Origin of the sequence: Paenibacillus faecis (assembly GCF_008084145.1) — a bacterium.
In the GTDB taxonomy this organism is placed as follows: domain Bacteria; phylum Bacillota; class Bacilli; order Paenibacillales; family Paenibacillaceae; genus Fontibacillus; species Fontibacillus faecis.
Genome location: NZ_VSDO01000005.1, coordinates 639,598 through 660,713, shown reverse-complemented (window position 1 = coordinate 660,713; position 21,116 = coordinate 639,598). Strand labels below are relative to the sequence as shown.

At 52.3% G+C, this 21,116-nt stretch carries 15 protein-coding genes; 3 read left to right on the top strand and 12 right to left on the bottom strand.

The annotated features are described in order from the left end of the window. Window positions 1-25 precede the first annotated feature (25 nt). The 11 genes from FRY98_RS24835 to FRY98_RS24785 all read right to left on the bottom strand — a co-directional run bounded on the left by FRY98_RS24835 (window position 26) and on the right by FRY98_RS24785 (window position 14,142). Window positions 26-1,321: an ABC transporter substrate-binding protein gene (locus tag FRY98_RS24835; RefSeq protein WP_148457195.1), complete on the bottom strand. Its 1,296-nt coding sequence runs from the start codon at window positions 1,319-1,321 to the stop codon at window positions 26-28. A gap of 185 nt (window positions 1,322-1,506) precedes the next feature. Continuing rightward, the gene (locus FRY98_RS24830; RefSeq protein WP_148457193.1) at window positions 1,507-3,309 is read right to left on the bottom strand and encodes a cache domain-containing sensor histidine kinase; all 1,803 of its coding nucleotides are present in this window, start codon (window positions 3,307-3,309) and stop codon (window positions 1,507-1,509) included. Continuing rightward, a complete protein-coding gene (locus FRY98_RS24825) occupies window positions 3,306-4,877 on the bottom strand; it encodes a response regulator transcription factor (protein WP_148457191.1) in 1,572 nt (523 codons plus the stop codon). Before FRY98_RS24825 ends, FRY98_RS24830 begins: the two co-directional genes overlap by 4 nt. Before the next feature lie 209 nt (window positions 4,878-5,086). Next, window positions 5,087-5,947 carry a MurR/RpiR family transcriptional regulator gene (locus FRY98_RS24820; protein ID WP_306433510.1) on the bottom strand — a complete coding sequence of 287 codons (861 nt, stop codon included), beginning with the start codon at window positions 5,945-5,947 and terminating at the stop codon, window positions 5,087-5,089. 155 nt (window positions 5,948-6,102) lie between these two features. Beyond that, complete coding sequence (locus tag FRY98_RS24815) at window positions 6,103-7,041, bottom strand: ROK family protein (protein ID WP_249043523.1); 939 nt, start codon at window positions 7,039-7,041, stop codon at window positions 6,103-6,105. Further along, complete coding sequence (locus FRY98_RS24810) at window positions 7,041-8,606, bottom strand: DUF4127 family protein (RefSeq protein WP_148457188.1); 1,566 nt, start codon at window positions 8,604-8,606, stop codon at window positions 7,041-7,043. The genes FRY98_RS24815 and FRY98_RS24810 overlap by 1 nt, the downstream gene beginning before the upstream one ends. Before the next feature lie 44 nt (window positions 8,607-8,650). Then, entirely contained in the window at window positions 8,651-9,484 is an 834-nt protein-coding gene (locus FRY98_RS24805; RefSeq protein ID WP_148457185.1) for a carbohydrate ABC transporter permease, read from the bottom strand. A gap of 10 nt (window positions 9,485-9,494) precedes the next feature. Beyond that, a complete protein-coding gene (locus tag FRY98_RS24800) occupies window positions 9,495-10,415 on the bottom strand; it encodes a carbohydrate ABC transporter permease (RefSeq protein WP_170287181.1) in 921 nt (306 codons plus the stop codon). Between the two features lie 81 nt (window positions 10,416-10,496). Further along, a complete protein-coding gene (locus tag FRY98_RS24795) occupies window positions 10,497-11,831 on the bottom strand; it encodes an ABC transporter substrate-binding protein (RefSeq protein ID WP_148457181.1) in 1,335 nt (444 codons plus the stop codon). Window positions 11,832-11,939: 108 nt separating this feature from the next. Then, window positions 11,940-12,638 carry an N-acetylmannosamine-6-phosphate 2-epimerase gene (locus FRY98_RS24790; protein ID WP_148457179.1) on the bottom strand — a complete coding sequence of 233 codons (699 nt, stop codon included), beginning with the start codon at window positions 12,636-12,638 and terminating at the stop codon, window positions 11,940-11,942. Between the two features lie 301 nt (window positions 12,639-12,939). Continuing rightward, window positions 12,940-14,142, bottom strand: coding sequence for a peptidylprolyl isomerase (locus tag FRY98_RS24785; RefSeq protein WP_225040451.1), 1,203 nt, complete (start codon window positions 14,140-14,142; stop codon window positions 12,940-12,942). Window positions 14,143-14,365: 223 nt separating this feature from the next. On the opposite strand from FRY98_RS24785, the gene FRY98_RS24780 reads away from it, so the two are divergent. The 3 genes from FRY98_RS24780 (at window position 14,366) to FRY98_RS24770 (ending at window position 18,125) form a co-directional block, all read left to right on the top strand. Further along, window positions 14,366-15,721: a dipeptidase gene (locus FRY98_RS24780; RefSeq protein WP_148457175.1), complete on the top strand. Its 1,356-nt coding sequence runs from the start codon at window positions 14,366-14,368 to the stop codon at window positions 15,719-15,721. 155 nt (window positions 15,722-15,876) lie between these two features. After that, entirely contained in the window at window positions 15,877-16,827 is a 951-nt protein-coding gene (locus FRY98_RS24775) for an ArsR/SmtB family transcription factor (RefSeq protein ID WP_148457173.1), read from the top strand. A gap of 14 nt (window positions 16,828-16,841) precedes the next feature. Beyond that, window positions 16,842-18,125, top strand: a complete 1,284-nt coding sequence (locus FRY98_RS24770) for an MFS transporter (protein ID WP_170287180.1) — start codon at window positions 16,842-16,844, stop codon at window positions 18,123-18,125. 142 nt (window positions 18,126-18,267) lie between these two features. Here the strand turns inward: FRY98_RS24770 and FRY98_RS24765 are convergent, their stop codons facing one another. Beyond that, window positions 18,268-21,114, bottom strand: coding sequence for an Ig-like domain-containing protein (locus FRY98_RS24765; RefSeq protein WP_148457169.1), 2,847 nt, complete (start codon window positions 21,112-21,114; stop codon window positions 18,268-18,270). Between the last annotated feature and the right edge of the window lie 2 nt (window positions 21,115-21,116).

Below are 21,116 nucleotides of genomic sequence, written 5' to 3'. Positions count from 1 at the left end.
GCTGGGAGTTTTTTGAAACAGGTTGTTATTGGATCTGGGTATCCGCCTGGGCTTGAGCATCCTTCAGTACCGTATCCAAGTCCTTGCCGCCCAGGTAGTTCTGCATGGCCACGACCAGGATATCTTCAATCGCGTACGTGTTCATCCCGTAATTGACATTCGGAATTTGCTCGGTCCATGCCGCAAAATCGGAAACCACTTTTTGCCCCTGGAAAAATTCGTCCGCGGCCGCGTAGGCTTCGCCGCTTGCCGCCGCTTTCAGCGTACCGATGACCCCGATTTTCGAGTTCAGCGTTTGATACATTTCCACATTGGAGGCGAAGGTCTTCGCCAGGAATTCGGCCGCCGCCTCTTTACCGTCCATATTCAGCACGTACCAGGAACTGCCGCCCAGGTTGGACGCATGTACGGAACCCTGCGTCTCGCCAAGCTTCGGAATCGGAGCGACCGCCCATTTGCCGGATTGGGAAGCTTCGGCTTTGATGGACGGCGTGATCCAGTTCCCCGTCGGAACCGTCGCAACCTCGCCGCTGTTTATAAAACCTACAAACTGGCTCCAGTCGGAGTTCACTTTTACAATACCGGCGTCCATCATTTCTTTATACAGAGCAAAGGCTTCCTTCAGCGCCGCGTTATCCGCGATCGTCGGTTTCTGTCCGTCCTCGGCCGTATACCAGGAACCCGCGGACTGAATCATCATGCGGATTAGCCCCAGGTCGTTCGGATCGAGCGTGATCATGCTTTTGCCGGTCTTCTCCTTCACGGCTTTGCCGATTTCAATATACTTCTTCCAATCGATATCCTTCAGGTCCTCCAGCTTGTATCCGGCTTGCTCCAGATAATCCGTCCGCACGTACATCCCGGTGACCCCGGAGTCGAACGGAACGCCGTATTGTTTGCCGTCGACACTGGTCGGTCCGATTTTATAATCCGCGAAATCCGCGGCCTTCACGACATCCGTCAGGTCATGGAAAGCGTCGGGATACGCTTGCAAGAAGCTTTGCGCCCGATAATCCTCAATCAGCACAATGTTGGGAAGCCCTTTGGTCGATCCGGAATTGAGGCCCGTGTTGAGCTTTTGGACGATATCCGCCTGAGCGTTCTCTACGATGTTGATTTTTACGTCAGGATTGATGTTCGCGTAGGTTTCTTTGGCTACGTTCATCGCGGCGATATTAAATGCCGGGTCCCAGGCCCATACGGTGATTTCCTTGGTGTTCGCGGCGGCGCCTTCGCCTCCCGAGCCCGAATCTTTGGCTCCCGTGGAGCAGGCGGACAATACAACGGCACTGGCCAGCAGAATGGAGAGTAACTTTTTCAATGCGTAAACCCCCTTCAAGTTCGTGAATAAAAACAAAATGGAAGCGCTTCCTTTCACGCTTCCATCTTATCACTTTTGTATTCGCTGTCTTTTGCACTATCTTTGTGAGCTTTTGTGCTTTTCTTGGGTTTTGGCTTTGTGGCGGCAGCCTCCAATGGCACTATCTTTGTATTTTTGTAATTTATTTAGCTTTTAATGAACGGCAGCGCGATAGTGACCGTGGTTCCCTCCCCCGGCTTGCTGACTATATCTACACCGTAGTCTTCTCCGTAAAGATATTTAATGCGTTCGTCCACATTCCGGATACCGATGCCGGAAAAGAGCTGCCGCTTTCGCTTGGGCGCGGGCAGCGGCTCGTCCGCCGCGTCCGCGTCCTGACGCTCCAGATCCATCCCGTCCCCGTTATCGGCCACCTCGCAAACCAGACGGTCCTCCTTCGCGGCGATCATGATAATGATGCTGCCCTCTCCTTTTTGATTAAATGCGTGGAAGAATGAATTTTCGATGAACGGCTGAATCACCAGCTTGGGCATCTGAACATCAAGGCACTCCGGCTCCACATAGTAATGAACCCGAATTTTTTCTCCGTAACGCACATGGTTGATGAACACATAATGCTTCAGCGTGTCGAGCTCCTGCCGGACCGGGATGGTCGAGTCGACATTGCTGATCGTATTTTGCAGCAGCGAGATTAACGCATTGATCGTCTCGGCCGCTTTTTCCTTGTTGCCTTGCTGTACCAAAAATTTGACCGAAGCCAGCGTGTTGTAAAGAAAATGCGGGTTAATCTGCATCTGCAGCGCCGCCAGCTCCGCGTTTCTTTGCTGTCTTTGGGTTTCCACCAGCCGGCCGACATAGGCGTTCAGTTCATCGAGCATAAAATTAAACGCGTTCCCGAGCTCTCTGACCTCATAGCTGCTGGCGGTCACGTCGATATGCCGGTCGAAGCCCCGCGTCGGTACGCCCGACATTTCTTCCACGAGCATACGCAGCGACCGGGTCATCTTCCGGGTGATGAGAAAGACGACCACCAGGGAAATAGCGACGATCACCAGGGTCGTCAACAGCACGGCTTTGGCGTTCACCATCTGCCCGATCGCCGCCTGCTTGTCGATCAGATTCACCAGATAAAAGCGGAATTCCGGCAGATATTCCGACAGCACGATCACTTCATTCCCGTTGACCAAGGCCGTCTCTCCGTATTCGGTCCCGGCGGCCGCTTCCTGCTCTGACGCTTTGTCCAGCAGCCCCCGATCCTTCAGACCGATCAGGTCCCCCCGGCTGCTTGATACGATCTCCCCTTCTTCATTTAACAGAACGACGTCATTGCCCTCACTCGTGAAATTGGCGTAAAAAGGCTGGAAGCTCCGATCGTGGATCGCGACGTACATCACACCGTAAATGTAGCCGTTCGACGGTTCGTACAGCGCCTTGGACGCCACAAGGACCGGGTCGCCTTTAAGACCTTTTCCCGTCTCATCCTTATATAACTGATATATGATTTGTTTGGGATGCTCCTTTGTTTTAGTTGTGATGGAATGCTCTTTCAGATCCTCGGCGGTAACGGGCCAGTACCAGGGATTCGTGGTGTGGCTTCGTCCGTTGACTCCTACGATCATGATGCCGACATCATAGGCGCTGAAGTTGGAACGTATCGCTTTCATCCCCTGCGTCATGTTGTACGTCTTCATGGCCAAAGTGACGGCATCCGATTCCCCGCCGGACAAATAACTGCGCATCGCCGCATTTTGCGCCATCATCGTGGCGCTGGTCGCGACGGCATTATGGTAGGCCTCCAGATTGGATTTCATCTGATTCAGCAGCTTCCCGTTCGTAATGCTGAACGTTCGGATAAACAGCCTTTCCGACATGTTGATCGTAATCGCCAGGGTGAGAAGCGATACCGTTACGATGCTGACGAGCGTCACCAGAAAAAGCTTGGGGAACATCCCCTGCTTTTGGAGTTTATGCATCCAGCGGTTCTTCATAGCTTTCGCATCTCCGCCGCATGCTGACGGCGGTACCGGCTGGGCGAAACCCCCGTCATCTTTTTAAACACTTTCGTGAAATAGCTTTGGTCCGAATAGCCGACGCCCTCGCTGATGTCGGCAATGGCGTCATCCGTCGTCAACAATCGCTCCTTGGCTTTCTCCAGGCGGATGCGGTTCAGATATTCATTGAAACCTTCCCCGTTATGCGACGCGAAATAGCTGGACAGATAAGAAGCGTTAAAATGAAACTTCCTGGCGACCTCCGCCAAAGTGATCGGTTCGGCGTAGTGTTCGTGAATGTATTCCAGCAGATTGGCCATATTCGGGTTCACCTGCTGCTGCGGCCCCTCCACGATCGTCCCCGCCTCCGCCAAGAAACGATCGACCACGGAAATCGCTTCGGATGCGTAAGCCGCTTCATCGATCGCCCGAAAAAAATCATATTTGGTTTTTTCCAGGGGGCCGATCTCGAATTTCATTTTTCCCAGCGTTGTCGTTACGTTAAAGATAAAATTCCCGAGAAGCGACTTGAATTCAAATATATCGGCGGTATAGTCCTTCGCCCGTCGGGACATATCCGCCTGAAAGTCGGCGAACGCCTTGACGAACTGTTTGCGTTTCAACAGCTCCGTCAATTCCCCTAGATCAAATCCCGGGGACGGGTCCGGGCGGTTCGGAAGATGGTTGTGTTCTAAAATGAGACGGTCCGGCAAATAAAAGCAATACCGGGCCAGTTTCGTGTAGTGCTCCCGGTAAACTTCACCGAGCTGATAAAAATCGGAGAAACCTTGACCGATCAGAAAGTGAATGCCCCGTCCCCGTTCCGTCACAAGATCCTGCGCGAGGCGCCGAAGGGCCAGCAGCAGCTCGCCTTCATATTTCGGATCAAAATTCAGGAGATACAGCGCTCCATCCGCGACCTGTTTGAGCCGCAAATGGACGGTTCTCTCTATATCGAGCCGGTCCATCTTTTTTTCCAGTTCCGCGGCAAACCGTTTCTTGGCTTCCGTATCCTCAGCTTTCTTCATCTCGGCGCCAAAAAGCAGAAACCGTGGCGACGGAAGTTTGGCCCGAACCAGCTCCGGATCGATCTCCGCCTCGTAACCGGTCAACAATTTCTCGACCGCCAGCTCCAGCGACCGATCGGCGCTGCGCTCCTCCGGTCCCTCCGTATGAAAAGCCGCCATCTTGGCCGTCGTCCGGTTCAGTACCGACAGGAGATAGTCCGCTTCCAGTTTCGGCTTGAGGATATAATCGGCCACGCCGCTCTGAAAGGTGGAACGGACATAATCAAACTCGCTAAAGCTGCTGAGCACGATGATCTCGATCTCCGGATATCGCTCTTTTACGATCCTGACCAATTCCTCGCCGCCCATGACCGGCATGACGATATCCGTCAGAATGAGGTGAGGCTTCAGCTCCCGGACCAAATCAAGCGCTTCCATTCCGTTGGACGCTTCGCCCGCGATCCGGTAGCCCTCCCGCTCCCAGTTCAAAAGATGCTTGATGCCCTGCCTGACCAGGAGCTCATCGTCAACAACAATCACTTTCCATAACGATTTCATGGTTATGCCCCCTTTAAACCCACGTTCGTTTCTCCTCAAATGATAGCATTGCCCCTTCACGCACACCACTTCGAACTTTAGGAAAATCGAGGAGGTGGGCGCTCGCCAGCACCCGTTCGGGACGCTCCCCCTAGAGATGACGCCCTTGCTGGGCGTACATTGAAAAGACCGCGGCATACGCCCCGGTCTCGTGCTACGCATATTTATTCTTAATACAGCTTGTCCGAGATGGCCTTGGCTGTCACTTCCCTGAATTTCAGTGCCTCTTCCTTAATCTTGAGTGTGACGCCGACATTTAAAATATCGACGATGACCAGCTGGGATATTTTAGCCGAGAATGAACTTCCCTGGAGCGGATTCTCCCTCGCGACCATCAGCAGCACAATATCGGCCAGCTTGGTGATTGGAGATCTCGCATTGCTCGTAATCACTATGATTTTGGCCCCGGCCTTTTTAGCCAGACTCAAGGTTTCGATCGTATCTTTCGTGCTTCCGGAGATCGAGATCCCGACCGCCACGTCACCGGGACGCATAAGCGATGCGGCCATCGCCTGAAAATGCGTATCCGTCTTGGCCTGGCTGCGCTTGCCGATCCGGGAAAAACTGTGGGCGGCTTGAAGCGCCGTCAATCCCGAAGATCCCACGCCGAAAAAATTAATGTTATCCGCCTGATGCAGCAAAGCGATCGCTTGCTCCAGCTGTTCCGAATTGACCAGTTCCGAGGTTTGCTCAAGAGCCCCGATATGCATGGAGATCACCTTGCGGTTCAAGGTCGACGCATCGTCTTCTTCAGTAACTTCATTATATAAACGGTCGGAAGGCTTAACCAAATCCTGGGCGAGCGAGAGCTTGAAATCCTGAAACCCTTGAAATTTCAATTTCCGGCAAAACCGCAGCACCGTGGTTTCCCCCACATCCGCTCTTTCCGCCAATTCCGTGACCGAGTGGTAAATCACATCCTGGGCATGATCCAGGATAAAATGGGCCACCTTTTGTTCGGTTTTGGTCAATCCGTTCAAATGGCTGCGGATTGAAAGCAGCGTCTTACCCATTCCTTGTTCGCTTGACAAAAAAATTCCCCTTTCAGGCATCTTAACTTACTTTAACAGTCGTAGCCCGATGTTCCAGTACATGTGATGTCTTACATATAAGTCTACATCATCTCCGGAAAATGGCAATCGCATTTGTACAAGCACCCGGCGGCCTCCTATGGTTCGTAATACTGTCAGATAAAATACTCCGCAACAGCCCCGACGACTCCGCCGTCGTTGCCCAGTTCCGCGGGAACAATCGGGATGGGTTCGGCGGCTTCCCCGTAAACAGGGAGCAGACCTCTTGCAACCATCTGCCTAATCCGGCTAAAGAGAAAGTCCCCTTGTTCCGTCACCGCGCCGCCGATTACGATCCCCTGCGGATTAAAGGTATGGATCAAATTGGCCAGACCAATGGCTACGTACCGTGCGTAGTCGTCCACGAGGTCAAGCGCCGGTCCGTATCCTTCCCTGGCGCTGTTAAATACGTCCTTCGGCGTGGCGAGCAGACCGGGGGTCGCTCTTTCACGGACCATGCGAATCAATGCCGTTACGGATGCATACTGTTCCCAGCAGCCGATTCTGCCGCAGTTGCATGAAATCCCGCCGGCTTCGATGACATGATGGCCGAACTCGCCTGCGAAACCATCCCTGCCGCGATAGGGACGGCGGCCGAGAATCAGACAACCCCCGACGCCGGTCCCCAGGGTGACGCAAACAAAATCGCGCCAATTCCGTCCGGCGCCTACCCAGGCTTCGCCGAAGGCCATCGCGTTCGCGTCGTTATCGATGGCGACGGGCAATCCGGACCTGGACTGCAGCAGTTGTGACAGTCTCATGCCGGCCCACCCCGGCAAATTGGCCGTCGCTCCCATGACGACGTCCTTCTCGCTGTTGATCTGCCCCGCGGAGCCGATGCCGACGCCGCGGATTTTCAAGGCCAGGCCTCCGGCATAGGCCTGCAACGCCGAGATGATTTCGGTCAGGCGGTCCATCAACGCCTCGGGACCTTTTTGAGCCTCCGTAGGCAAGCTAAGGCGATGGATAATGGATCCATCGCCGTTGACCAGGCCAGCCTTGATATTCGTTCCTCCGAGATCAATGCCAATCGCGATTTCGTTTCTCATGCCCATTAGTGGACACCTCCCGTTTCGATAGCAAAGGCTACCTCAAACATCCGTCTCCACGGCAGAGACACGGATTGAACCTTCAGGCGATCCGCAACCTGCCCGGACAGATACTCTTCCGCGAAACGGTCCAGCTCTGCCTCGATTCGGGCGCATACTTCCTCTATCGCATGGGAAAGCGCAAAATAGCTGGCTCCAAGACCCGGCAAGGATTCCTCGCATACTTTTTGCCGAACCAACGCCTGGTATCCCCAATCCTCGATCAACCGGGAAATATAAAAACGCCTGCTGCCTAGACGGCGCTCATCATCGCTTTCGGCGGGCAGTCTCCGGTAATAGGATTCGATTACCGCGTGGGCGATAACGGTCCCCAGGGAATTTCCCGAAGTATTCCAGGCGGCGTAACCCTCCAACCGTCCCAGTAGGCCGCGCTGATGAATCAGCTTCATCAACAGGTGATCAGCGCCGTTGCATAAAGCCACATCGGCAAGCATCACCAGCCGCCCGGCATCCAGGTAATACTTCATGGCCTGCACGAATTCCCTCGTATTGATTTCCGAGAAATAGGATCGATGCCTGTCGGGCAGGGCAGTCCCCGTCTCAGCCATCTCGCTCTGCCCGACGGCCGGGGAATGCACCATCAGTATGGCGTCCGCTTCTGCCGAAGTGTCGGCTATCACCGCCCCCGCCGAGGTCAAATGCGCCTTGATGCTTTCATTCAGGCTCCGATCCTCGTATTTTGGAATGCAAAGCGGCCCTTTCGTGGATGAATATCTTACAAACAAGGCCGGAGTAAATCCTTTGGCCGCGCAAAATACACGGGCAAACAACGTGCAGCCGATCTCGTCCGCTCCAGGATATATCGCTACTCGATCACTCAGCCCGGCCAATTCGGCTCGGACGGTCAACGCTCTCTGCTCCATCGCGCTGAAGCCGTATTGCGAATTATCATCGAGCGGAATGACCAGATAGTCAACCACGCCCGCTTCGACTAGTTCCAAAGCCATGCCGTTCACGGCCGAGTTCACGCTCCGGCGGGTGCGGTAATCCTCAAGCACCTGGCCGGGAATCGCGTCCAACACCTCATTCAGACGGAGCTGTTCCTCTTCCGTCAGGCCGACGCTTCCGCTTTTGTCCGTCAACCAGCCGAGTTCGTAAATCTCTCTTCCCACCGCGTCGTAATATTCCGGCTCCTCTTCGCTGCTGGAATAGGCGGGCACCCGGGTTATGAGATTAAACCCGTAAATCGCAAGCCGTGGATTCATCGACTTCAATGTCCGGAGCAAATCCAGCCGCCGCTGACAAGACTCCACGGTCTCATGATGCAGGCGGGAAGGAACGATGCCTCCGTGAACCAGCATATCCAGGGAGACGATCAGCACATCGGCATCCCGGCATTGTTCCTTTAACCAAACGCCGACACCTTCCAAGTCGGCCCGCTCTTTTTTGCGGCCGAGCAATTCCGGCGGCGGAGCCACCATCGTCAAATCGGTCATCGCCGCTAGCTGCTGCGGATACAAATAGTTGCACGGCCTTTCATCCAAGGGCAAATAGATCACTTTTGTCGTCATTGAATAACACCAGCCTTAACCTAAAGTTTACCGGGGAACAGCTCCTATTCTTTGACCGCACCCGCCGTAATTCCGCGAATAAACTGTTTTTGCATAAGCAGGAACAGAACGATCATCGGAATCAGCGACATGACCGATCCCGCCATGATGGCTGTCCAGTCGATATCCCTGGACGATTTGAACAGCGCCATCCCTACCGGAAGCGTCCGCATCTTGTCGCTGTTCGTTACCAGAAGCGGCCACAACAGATTGTTCCAGGCCGTATTGAACGTGAATATAGCCAGGGTCGCCATGGCCCCGCGGTTCATCGGCACAACGATCTTCCAGAACGTCCGCAACTGCGTGCTTCCGTCAATCGTTGCCGCCTCCAGCACCGCATCCGGCATGGACAGCATGAACTGGCGAATCAGAAAGATTCCGAAAGCGGTGGAAATCTGCGGCAAAATCAGCCCCTGGTACGTATCGATCCAGCCGAAGCTGGACACCATGCGGAACAGCGGAATCATCGTCGCTTGAAACGGAATCATAAGCGTAACCAGAAACAGCATAAACAGGAGGTTTCTGCCCGGAAACTTCAATTTGGCGAAAGCATATCCCGCCATCGTGCACAGCAGCACGGTTACGGCCGTAATCAGGAGCGCGACAGCAATGCTGTTAATATAATATTTTTCAAAAGGAATCAGGGAAAACACTTTGCGGTAATTGGCAAAGTCCAGCGAATCGGGAATCCATTTGGGCGGAAAGCGGAACACTTCACTGCCCGGTTTGAACGACGTCGACAGCATCCAGGCGAGCGGAGCCAGATTCAGCACTAGTCCCGCGCACAGAAGCAGGTATATGAACGAAAGCTGAATTTTCTTTTTTCGGAATTCTCCCATATCGGTTACCTCATTCTTCCTTCTTATAGATCAACTTGAACTGAATCAGGGAAATGATCAACAGCATGAATAAAAAGATATAGGATAAGGCTGAAGTGTACCCCAATTTCAAATATCTGAAGTTGGTGAAGATCTGGAAGACGATCGTTTCCGTCGATTTGACCGGTCCTCCGCCGGTCATAACATAGATTTGGTCAAATACGTTGAAGGAGCCGATTACCCCGTAAATCAGCAGGAAGGCCAACGTGTCCTTTAATCCGGGAAGCGTCACGTTAAGGAAGGATTTAAAACCGCCCGCTCCGTCGATTTTAGCCGCCTCATACAAATGCTCCGGAATTTTCTGCAGCGCCGCCAAAAACACGATCATGGAAAATCCCATACCCTGCCATATGCTGGTAACGATGATGGAGTACATGGCGATTTTTTTGTCGGTAAGCCATCCCACCGCATCGAAGCCGAAACTGCCGATCAAGTAATTGAGCAATCCCTTCTCGTTGTAGATCAACGTCCAAACCAGGGATACGACGACCATCGGCGTGATGACCGGAATAAAATAGGTCACCTTGAAAAAGCTCTGGAGCCGGGATAGCTTATCGATCGCCAATGCGAGAATCAGTGCAACGAACATCCCGCCCGCTAAGCTCACAACGGCAAATTTCACCGTATTACGCAATGCTTTGTGAAATTCTTGGCTCTGCATGATGCGGGTGTAGTTTTCGATCCCGATGAACTTGGCGGGCTGCAACCCGTTCCAGTTCGTAAAGCTCATCAGGAAACCGTACAGCATCGGAATCAGGCTGAACAGGATCAGCAGGATGACGGGGATTAGCACAAACGCATAAGCTTCCTTGCTCTTTCTTATCTCTTTAAGGATATTGCGCCGCCGCGGGAGCAGCTTGGGCTCCTGTCCGGCCGTGAGGTGTCCACTCATCTTCTTCATCCTTTCAATAAAGAGCGGGCATGTGAGTCCTACCCGCCCCGAACATTCCGCGATTGCATGCGTGTGCGTCACTTACTCTTGCGCAAGAATCTCGTTGACTTGCTCCGCAGCTTCATCCAGCGCTTCCTGCGGCGTCGCTTCATTCATAACCGCTTTGGCGACCGCATCGGAAATCGCCTGGCTGATTTCCTGCCAGGAACTGACGACCGGGTTAGGCGTGCCTTTTTCAACCGCTGCCTTAAACACGTTCATCGGAACTTCGTTGCCGAAGAAAGGATCCGGAGAATTGACTTCCGGCGATTCCAGGGCCGGCAAATATCCGGGTGCCGCGCCGGAGGTCTTGTAGATTTGAATCGCATTTTCTTCACGGCTCAGAAATTCGATGAATTTCCAGGCTTCTTCTTTGTGCTTCGATTTTTCAAAGATACTGAGATATGTTCCGCCGATATGCGTCCCGTATTGTTTGTTGCTCATCGCATCAGTAATTTTCCATTTACCTTCCTGTTCCGGGTTGCTGTTCTTGATCAAGCCCATGACGTACGGTCCGTCCTGGAACATGGCGATCGTGCCGTCCTTCAGTCCGGCCACATAGCTGCCGCGATCCGGCGTCCAGTTCACCCCGATTTTATGTTTGTTGACGAGATCGGCGTAAAATTGCAGGGCTTCAACGCCTTCCGGACTGTTGAATGCCGCCTGTTTGAAGTCGTCGCTCAGCACCTTGCCGCCGTTTGCATAAAGGAATGGCTCATAGTGGTACCAGTCCGGCATGACGAGGAAAGCATATTGGTCCGTTTTCCCGTCTCCATCCACGTCTTTGGTCAGCTTTTTGCCGACTTCGACAAGTTCGTCCCAGTTCGCGGGCGGAGCCGTTACCCCTGCTTCTTCCAACAAATCGCTCCGGTAGTATAGCGAGTAGGAGTCGAAGTCGTAAGGAATCCCGAACAAGCCCTGATCGGTCGTTGCGGCCTTGATCATTCCTTCACTGTACACCGAATTAATATCCTCGCCGTTGATCTTGCCGCCGGATAGCGCATTGAGATCGGCAAACAGTCCGAAGACGGTATATTTCGGATTCCACATCAGGCCGGTGGTAGCGATATCCGGCGTTTCCCCTCCGGATGCGGCCGCGGCCATTTTGTCCCAGAAGTTATCCCATGGCTGCTCCTGAAAATCCACTTTGATGTTAGGGAATTCTTCTTCAAATTTGGGAATCAAGGGTTTGATCGGCGTAGTCGCTCCATAGTTATCCCAAATCGTAATCGTAACCTGCTTCCCGCTGTCTTCCTGCCCTTCCTTGGCGGGCTGATTTCCATTCGCTTCCGAACCCGAGCCGGAACAACCGGATAAAACGACGATAGATAGTAATAATGAGGACAGCATAGCCGACATTTTTCTTTTGTGTTTCATACATAACCCTCCTTTAGTGGTGTTCAGGTATTACATGCCAAACATGATTCCGTAAAAAATGAAGACGCCATCACCCCTCTCCAAATTGGTCTCCTGAGCCAAAAGGGATTAGCCATGCACAAAGTGTGCCATCGCTTCGGTATATTTTCTGGTGATCGTATCGGGTCTGGTGATCGCCCCCCCGATCACTACGGAGTACGCTCCTTCCAGCAAACAGCGGACCGCTTGTTCGGGGCTATGAATCCGCCCCTCTCCCAGCACGGGAAGCGAGACGCTGCGGCTAAGTTTGGCGATCAACTGAAAATCGGGTTCCTTCGATTGCGGACTGTACGGCGTATACCCGGATAAAGTGGTTGAAATGAGATCAAAACCGAGTTTCTCGGCCGCTACGCCTTCCTCCACCGTCGATACGTCGGCCATGAGCAGCACTTCGGGATAGGCCTGCTTGGCCTTCTCGACCACAGTCTTGAGCGGCATTCCGTCCGGACGGTCGCGCGAGGTCGCATCCATGGCAACGATGTCGGCCCCCGCGGCTATAACTCCCTCCACTTCCTCCAAGGTAGGCGTTATATATACGTCATATCCGGCATATTCCCTTTTCCACAAACCGATCACCGGCAACTTCGTCACGCGTTTGATCGCCCGGATATCGGACGGTGTATTTGCCCGAATGCCCACCGCATGGCCCATTTCGGCGGATATCGCAAACCTGGCCATATATTCGCTCCCGTAGAACGGTTCCCCTTCGAGCGCTTGGCAGGAAACGATCAGTCCGCCTTGAAAGGATTCAATTATGGGGTGTGTCATAGATAAGACCTCCGATATACTGGTTTATTTCTCCTGAAATAATAAGTATGGGAGAATATTTTCTCCAGATTTGTTTTAAAAAAATATCCGTTCAAGCTCACAGGGGTTGATTGGATATTATCTTCTTTTTATAAATAAAAAGTGGTTATTTCCTTCATTATAGAGTGAGCAGTTTCCTTTGTAAACCCATTTTTGGCATTCGTCATAAATAAATTGTTAGACGTCCTACCACCTGCTGTTCTAACCATGAAAACAAAAAAAGGAGAAGCCGTTCAGCTCCCCCTTCTATTAGACAAATATTTTATTTTGTAGCCTTATTACTTTCGGCAGCCGAATTCTCTGCACCATCCGTCAACATGTTCTTGATGTTCGCTTTGTTGCGAACCTCATTCAGCCACGATCCGCTCAATTGGGATACCTGCTGCGATACGAGCGTCTTGCGGATTTCCTCCTTCTTCTCCTCCAGCGTTGCGGAATGGGCTTCCTTCCGGTCCGTTAATTTAATGACCTGATAACCTTCGCTCGTCTTCACCGCACCGCTGATTTCGTCTTTGGCCAGCTTGAATGCCGCATTCTCAACGGCTTCTTCCCGTTCGCCGCGCGCGAAAAAGTCGGTGTCTCCGCCGTTCGCCTTCGTCGCTTCATCCAACGACTTGCTCTTCGCCAGCTCCGCGAAATCTTTGCCCGCTTTCAGTTCCTTAATGATCTCATTGGCTTCCGCCTCCGTTTTGACCAGTATAACGGAAGCGCGCACCTGCTCCGGCGTATCGAAGCTCGCTTTGTTTTCTTCAAACGTCTGCTTAACCTGCTCGTCCGTTACTTTTACCTCAGGTTCAAGTATTTTGGTCAGCAGCTGGTTCATTTCGAGATTCTCGCGCAAAAGCTCCATCGTCATACCGCTTTGAGTCAAGGCCAGATTCAGATTCTCCTCCGAGCCAAAGTTTTTCTTGTACGTTTCGATTTCCTTGTCGATATCGGCCGCCGTAACGGTGATATTCTTCTTGGCGGCCTCCTGACGAACCAGTTCCTTCATAATAAGCTCATCAAGCGCCGCTTCGCCGCCTCCGGCTTTCGACAGCTCGTCGTACAGCTGATCCTTGGTAATCTCTTTGCCGTTAACGGTTGCCACGGCCTCGGCTTTATTCGGAACGAATGGAGGCTTGACCAGCACAACAACTAGGAGTGCCGCCAGCACAAGGGAAATGATCGGCCACACCTTTCCGGATTTTCCCGCGGCTCCGGCTGTTCCGCCTGAGGCAGGTGCGTCTTCCTCAGATCCCTCTCCGCTCACCGCGCTCATCATCGCTATCGTTTCCGATTGTGCCAGATTTACTTCGGGGATCACTTCTTTTTCATCCTTTGGAGATTCAGGGGATTCAGCGGTTTCCGCCCCCGTAGTCTCCTCTGTATTCTGAACGGAGGCTTGTCCTTCCGCTGCCGGTTCCCGGCCCTCTTCCGGCTGCTCCGGGTTTACTTCCCATTCTTTTTTCTCTTTTTCATCCATTCGTCGATTGACTCCCTTCATTTATTGACGCTGCTCTTGCTAATGCATCTCTTATGACTTTATCAGAATTATGCCCGGAATACCTTAAGGATTCCTAAAAATAAGGCGGATTTTTTTAAGTTTATTTTAATGTCCCTCCGCAAAAGCTATACTCGCATTCGTGTTATGGAAAGAAAAGGTGTAAAATAAGGAAGAATACACTGGTCGGGAGGAAGCTGACTTCATGGAATATCAAGCTTATTTTCAACAAAACAGGGAAGAACATTTAAAAGAGCTCGGAGAATTGCTCGCCATTCCGAGCATTTCCGCCTTGTCCGAGCATAAGGGCGACGTGCTGAAAGCGGCGGAATGGATCGCCGACTCGCTGCGGCGCGCCGGCATGGAAAACGTCGAAATTCATCCGACGGACGGCCACCCCGTGGTCTACGCGGAGCATTTGCACGCTCCCGGTAAACCGACGGTCCTCGTTTACGGGCATTATGACGTTCAACCGGTCGATCCCCTGCATTTATGGGAGACGCCTCCCTTCGAACCGTCGATTCGCGACGGAAAGCTGTATGCGCGGGGCGCTACGGACGACAAAGGGCAAGTCTTCATGCACATCAAGGCGGCTGAAGCGATCTTGAAGCAGGAGAAGGAACTGCCCGTCAATCTCAAATTCTGCATCGAAGGCGAGGAAGAAGTGACGAGCCCGAACCTGCCCGGCTTCTTGGAATCGCACCAGGACAAGCTGGCGGCCGATGTCATTCTGATCTCGGACACCGCGCTCCTGGCCCCGGGAAAACCGGCGATCTGCGTCGGTCTCCGCGGGCTTTGTGCCTTGGAGGTATCCGTGTTCACCGCCAATACCGACCTCCATTCGGGGACGTTCGGGGGCGGGGTGCCGAACGCCCTGCACGCGCTCGTGTCCTTGCTGGATTCGCTGCATGACGAGAAGGGCCGCGTCGCCGTGGAGGGCTTCTACAAAGGCGTTCCCGAACTAACCGCGATGGAGCGGGAAGAATTCGCCAAACTGCAATTTGATGAAGACAAATTGAAAAAGGACCTGGGCCTGAGCTCCCTGTACGGGGAAGAAGGGTACTCGTTTGTGGAGCGGACGGGCGCCCGCCCGACCCTGGAAATCAACGGGATGTACGGCGGTTTCCAAGGTGAAGGAACGAAAACGGTGCTTCCGAAGGAGGCTCACGCCAAAATCACTTGCCGCTTGGTCGGCGATCAGGATCCGCAGGATGTGATCGATAAGATCGAAGCGCATTTGCACGCCCACCTGCAGCCGGGCGCAACCCTCGAGGTGAAGGCGACCGAGAAGGCCCGCGCCTTTACGATCGATCCGGCCGATCCGATGCTGCAAAAAGCGGCCGACGCTTACGAGCGCATCTACGGAACCCGCGCCCTTTTCACGAAAGACGGCGGCTCCATTCCGATCGTCGAGACGCTGTCCCGCGTCCTGTCCGCCCCGTCCGTAATGATGGGCTTCGGCCTTCCGGACGAGAATCTGCACGCGCCGAACGAGCACTTCAATCTCGAAAACTTCGATAAAGGCCTCCTGACGATCGTCGAGTATTTGAAGTCGCTTTAAAACTATATTCCAAAACTAAACCGTCCAAACGCAAATGCGCTTGGACGGTTTTTTGTTGCCAATTCGACTTAGTTATAATAATATAGAACTTAAATTAAGTTCTATATTTATAGAACATTTATTTTAGCCCTAAAAGAAAGGAACATGTACCTGTCATGTCATATAAAGTCGAAGTGGATTTTGCTCCGGTTTATGAATGCGTAACAAGTCTGAGTACTTTTTTTAACAAACAAAACCATGGTGCGATTGAAGCCGGAAAGACCTGGGTCCGTGAGGTTCAGGATCTGTTTGCCCCCGTAAGTTTGCACAAGATGCGGGATGCAGTCAAACTCTTGAATGACTTCAGTCTATCTCCTTTTATTTGGAGATGTCCCGGCCCCCGTACAGTAACTGGCTTTTTGGATTGGTTTGAAGGTCTTTCCACCGGCCAATTATTCGACATCTCGGCGGCGTGCGGACAGACGGTCCCCTCCAATCTCACAGAGCTACGAAATTCAGCTTCCGAAATTTTGCGGGAATGGGATTTGAATTATTTCAGCCGGATTGATTCACGGATTCTGGAAGGGCTTCAGCAGGAAGCTTTGTCGCTGCAGTCCCGGCTAAACAAAACAAAAAGTATGGACATATATGAAGAAGCAACAGGGGGAATGCGCCTGTACCCGCACGAGGAGCTTAAACAAGTCGTCTTAATTCCTCAGTACCATTCCCGGCCGCTTGTCACCTCCAGCTTCTTTGAGTCGATGATATTCACTAATTATTCCTGCGATCTCTTTCCTGAGGCGCCCGGTTACCCTTCTCCAAGCCTCCTCAGGCTAACCAGAGCATTATCGGATGAAACCCGGTTACGCATTCTCCATTTATTGTCACGCAAGCAGATGACTTTTACAGAAATCGTGCGCGAGATTGCTTTATCCAAAAGTACGATTCATTACCACTTAATCGCGTTACGGGCCGCGGGTCTGGTTATCGTGCACTACTATCCCAAGAATATGGAGTTCAAATCCGTAGAATACAGCCTGCGCAGCGAGGCCGTGAACTCTCTTCCCCTCCAAATCGGCGCCTATCTCAACTATGATGCCCCTGTAAAAACGAATACAGAGGCATAGAGGGGATGATTTTGGTGAAAGGGCAAAAACATGCTTATTATGGGCTGCTATCCACCGTCACCCTGAGCGGTTTTGGAGATGCCTTCGGCTTACTCTCCATGGAATGGCTCGTATACGAGATCACCGGCTCGAAACTGGCCATGGGGGCACTCGCGTTATCCTCCGGAATCCCTGAACTGATCCTCCGCCTTCTCGGTTCTCCACTCTCCGACCGATGGCCTCGCAGCCGCCTTATGGCCGCTCTGGCCGCCTTACGGCTAACTGCCGTTGTTCTGCCGCTGATCGCCGGACTGATCGGTCAACTCCAACTTTGGCATTTGTTCCTGGCCGCAGGACTTAGCGGTTCATGTTCTGCCTTATATTTGCCGACCGCGATGGCGCTCGTGCCAGATGCCGCGGACTCACGTAAGCTAACCCGGGCTTTTGCGGTCATCGATGGCTGCAGGAACGCGGTGACCTTGATCGGTCCGGCGATGGCCGGCGCCGTGGTTGCCGGCGTGGGATCGCTTCCGGCGTTGGGCGTGAATGCCCTATGTTATATAGCGGCCATTATCATGTTGCTGTTCCTGCCGAAAACTTTTCGGCCCGGCAAAACTTCGTCCAGCCCTTCTATTGCGGCCTATCTCCGGGAAATCGGAGAGGGGTTCATCTTCTACAGGAAATTTCCGGCAATGCTGGCCATTATGGGGATGGTCTCGATCAGCAATATGTGCTCCGTAGCCATCTGGACGATGATGGTTCCTTATGTCAGTGAAGTGTTGCACCGGGATGCCGAGGCCATGGGGACACTGACGGCCGCTACGGCCTTGGGCACGTTAACAGGGCTCGGACTCATTTCAATATTAGGAGAGATCAAACAACGGAGAACGGTGATGATCTCAAGTTTGGCCGCCATGGGTTTCTTCAACATGATTCTGGGACTTGTGTACAGCTACACGATTGCGTTAGCCGCACTGTTCGCGGTCGGTGTATCCGGTCCATTCTTTGGCGCTCTGAGTTCTTCGTTGCATGGCAAACTCGTTCCCGGTCATCTCCAGGGACGCGTCAATGCGATCCGCTTTCTGATCGGAGGAAGCCTGCAGCCTGTAGGGGCCTTTGTCGGCAGCGCGGTAGCTGATCGCTATGGCGTGCAAATGTTGTTTCTGGTTGCAGGGATCATTCCGATACTTAGCTCTTTCGCCGGCTTGTTCTTTTCCAATCTCAAAACACTCAATGGGGACTTGTCCGAAATAGAGGCCCGAAGCCAGAAAAAATATGCCTTGGGGGATGGAAAGGGCCAGGTACCCTTTGACAAATAACTAAAGAAAACCTTATTAGAACGGCAAAAGACCTCCGATCCGCTTGTTCAGCGGCTGGAGGTCTTTCCTCTGAATCAACTTTTCAACAATGTCTTCGCCTAATTCTATCTCTCTTTAGCTTTTCCGGCTTTAGTTCCGAATATTAGTCTATAAATTTCAACAACCTCAACAATCTCTTTATGACTGAAGCTGCCTCTGCTCGAGTAGCGGTTTCCTTCGGGTCAAGAGTATCCTGGGATTTTCCTTGGATCAACCCCTGACTTATAGCTTGGTTCATTGCCTTCTTCGCCCAAAGGGATACCGTACCCTCATCTTTGTATGCAGGCAAGTTAGGAGTATTGGAACTTTCCCTTTCCCCGTTTCCTTTAACATACTCCAGCGCTCTTTCAGCGATTAGAGCGATTTCCTCCCGGGTTATAGGATCATTGGGAAGGAATTTGTTATTCTCGTTCCCCTGCACCAATCCTGCTTCTATCGCCGCTCCAATACTTCCGGCATGCCAATCGTTGGCGGTTACATCTGAAAACCGATCCGACTCCGCGTCTTCTTGTAATCCCAACCCTCTTGCGATTAAGGCGACAAATTCGCTACGGGTTATGGGTCTGTTCGGATCGAATTTTTCAGGGGTTACGCCCTGTAAAATAAGCTTATTTGCCATTAGTTCCACATCATCGTATGCCCAATGGCCATTCATATCCGAGAATTTTTTATCTGCCGAGATTACGGTATAAATACTGTTGTGAGCTGTCTTTATAGTAACCTCCGTAGACCCGTCCTCATTTTCAAAGAGTGAAGGAACAAAATGCAAACGATTCGTTTCAGGATTCATCCATACCGCAGTTGAATTTTTTGCGGAAACCGTTTCGCTCAAAAGGAGTTTTCGCTCAACATATTTATTTGAAAAATCGGAAATCTCCCGCTGACCGGCACGAACCAAAAATTCAGTTGGTCCGGGTTCGGCTTGCACTGCTTTTTCATTAACAACCATGCCTTGAATCAATGATTTCGTCTCATTATCCAATTTGGTGATTTGGATGGACAATGTTTCTTCGTTATAAGTCTCCGCCCATTTCTGGATTAGTTCTGCAGGTAGGAAATATTGAGCCTCAGAAGAACCAAATCCAATACGCAGATTGCCGAATGCCTCTGAAATGCGGAAAGAGTTCATAGGCAGATTAACTATAATATTTGACCCAAATTGGGCTGCATCTATCATTAAGGTGTGGGATCCATTTTTGCGTAACTCCTTGGTCAGATCGTCCTCATTAATATCTAACGTCGTCCGCTCACCTGCTTCAGTCAGCGTGGTTGTTTTTTTTGCATTAACCAGTATCCCACTTTGCGAGTTAACCAAAGGAACCGAATTTGATACACCGGTAACGGTCCCCCCATTATTCTTCGAACCTTTGTTAAGTGATACAGGCAAGCTGCCAAATTTCCACCCGTTCGACCCCAAGATACCCGCGAACGGGTTGCCGCTGCGGTCCGTGAGCGTTCCCGGCGTCACTTCCACGTAGTACGACGTTCCCTCTTCCAGTCCGCCGTCCAGATACAGATCCGCTCTGCTTCCATTCAACGTTCCATAGCCGGTTGTAAACCTACCGCCCGACACGTGAACTTGTTTTGCTATACGGCCATCCAAGGCTTCATGTACTATGACGTCGCCCGTTCCCCACTGCACCGGTTCGTTAAACGTCATGCTCAGCCCTGAAACTAACACCGCTCCGCTGCCTTCCGGACTCTTGCTCACCATCTGCGGGGCCGTTTGATCCACCGTCCGGAAGCTCCACGATCCGGGGCCATAGATGCCGCCAAATCCCTGCCCCGCTCCATCCTGGAACATCCCTGAGCTCACTTGGACGTAATACGAGGTGTCGTCCGCCAGCGGACCATTCAAACTGATCATCGCCACGCTTCCACTCAGACGCACGTTCCCGCCGCTCAGACGTTCCACCACTTGGTCGTCCGATTGCCGGTAAACCGTAATCTCTCCGGTTCCAAGCCGAATCGCTTCGCTAAAGAGAATGGTCAGTTCCGGCTGTAATGCCGCACCGCTGTTATGCGGCCACAGGCTCGTATAATACGGGGCCTCATTCCAGGTCGTAAACGTCCACCCGCTCGACCCCAGGATACCCGCGAACGGGTTGCCGCTGCGGTCCGTGAGCGTTCCCGGTGTCACTTCCACGTAGTAAGATGTTCCCTCTTCCAGTTCGCCGTTCAGATACAGATCCGCTCTGTTTCCATTCAACGTTCCATAGCCGGTTGTAAAGCTACCGCCCGACACGTGAACTTGTCTTGCTATACGGCCATCCAAGGCTTCATGTACTATGACGTCACCCGTTCCCCACTGCACTGGTTCGTTAAACGTCATGATCAGCCCTGAAACTAACATCGCTCCGCTGCCTTCCGGACTCTTGCTCACCATCTGCGGGGCTGTTTGGTCCACCGTCCGGAAGCTCCACGATCCGGGGCCATAGATACCGCCAAATCCCTGCCCCGCTCCATCCTGGAACATCCCTGAGCTCACTTGGACGTAATACGAGGTGTCGTCCGCCAGCGGACCATTCAAACTGATCATCGCCACGCTTCCACTCAGGCGCACGTTCCCGCCGCTTAGACGTTCCACCACTTGGTCGTCCGATTGCCGGTAAACCGTAATCTCTCCGGTTCCAAGCCGAAGTTCCTGATCGAATAACAAACTAAGCAAGGGGGTCAACGAAACCCCGCTTCCGTGTGGGAGTGTTTGCAAAAGCTCCAACGGATCGTTCGACATCACATAAAAAGTTTGAGGGATGTCATGAGGTGAATCATACGTCGAGTCTGTAACAGTTAAAGCGCTGTCCGAGTAGGATTGATTTGCTTGATCTTGTTCTATCTTCCCACTCGCGCTTGCATAAAATGGGCTTGTCAAATTTATCACTTGAGAAGTCAACAAAGTAACTTTTAGAATATGGTCTACTTTCTCCAGCTTTCTTTTTTTTCCGGCCATTG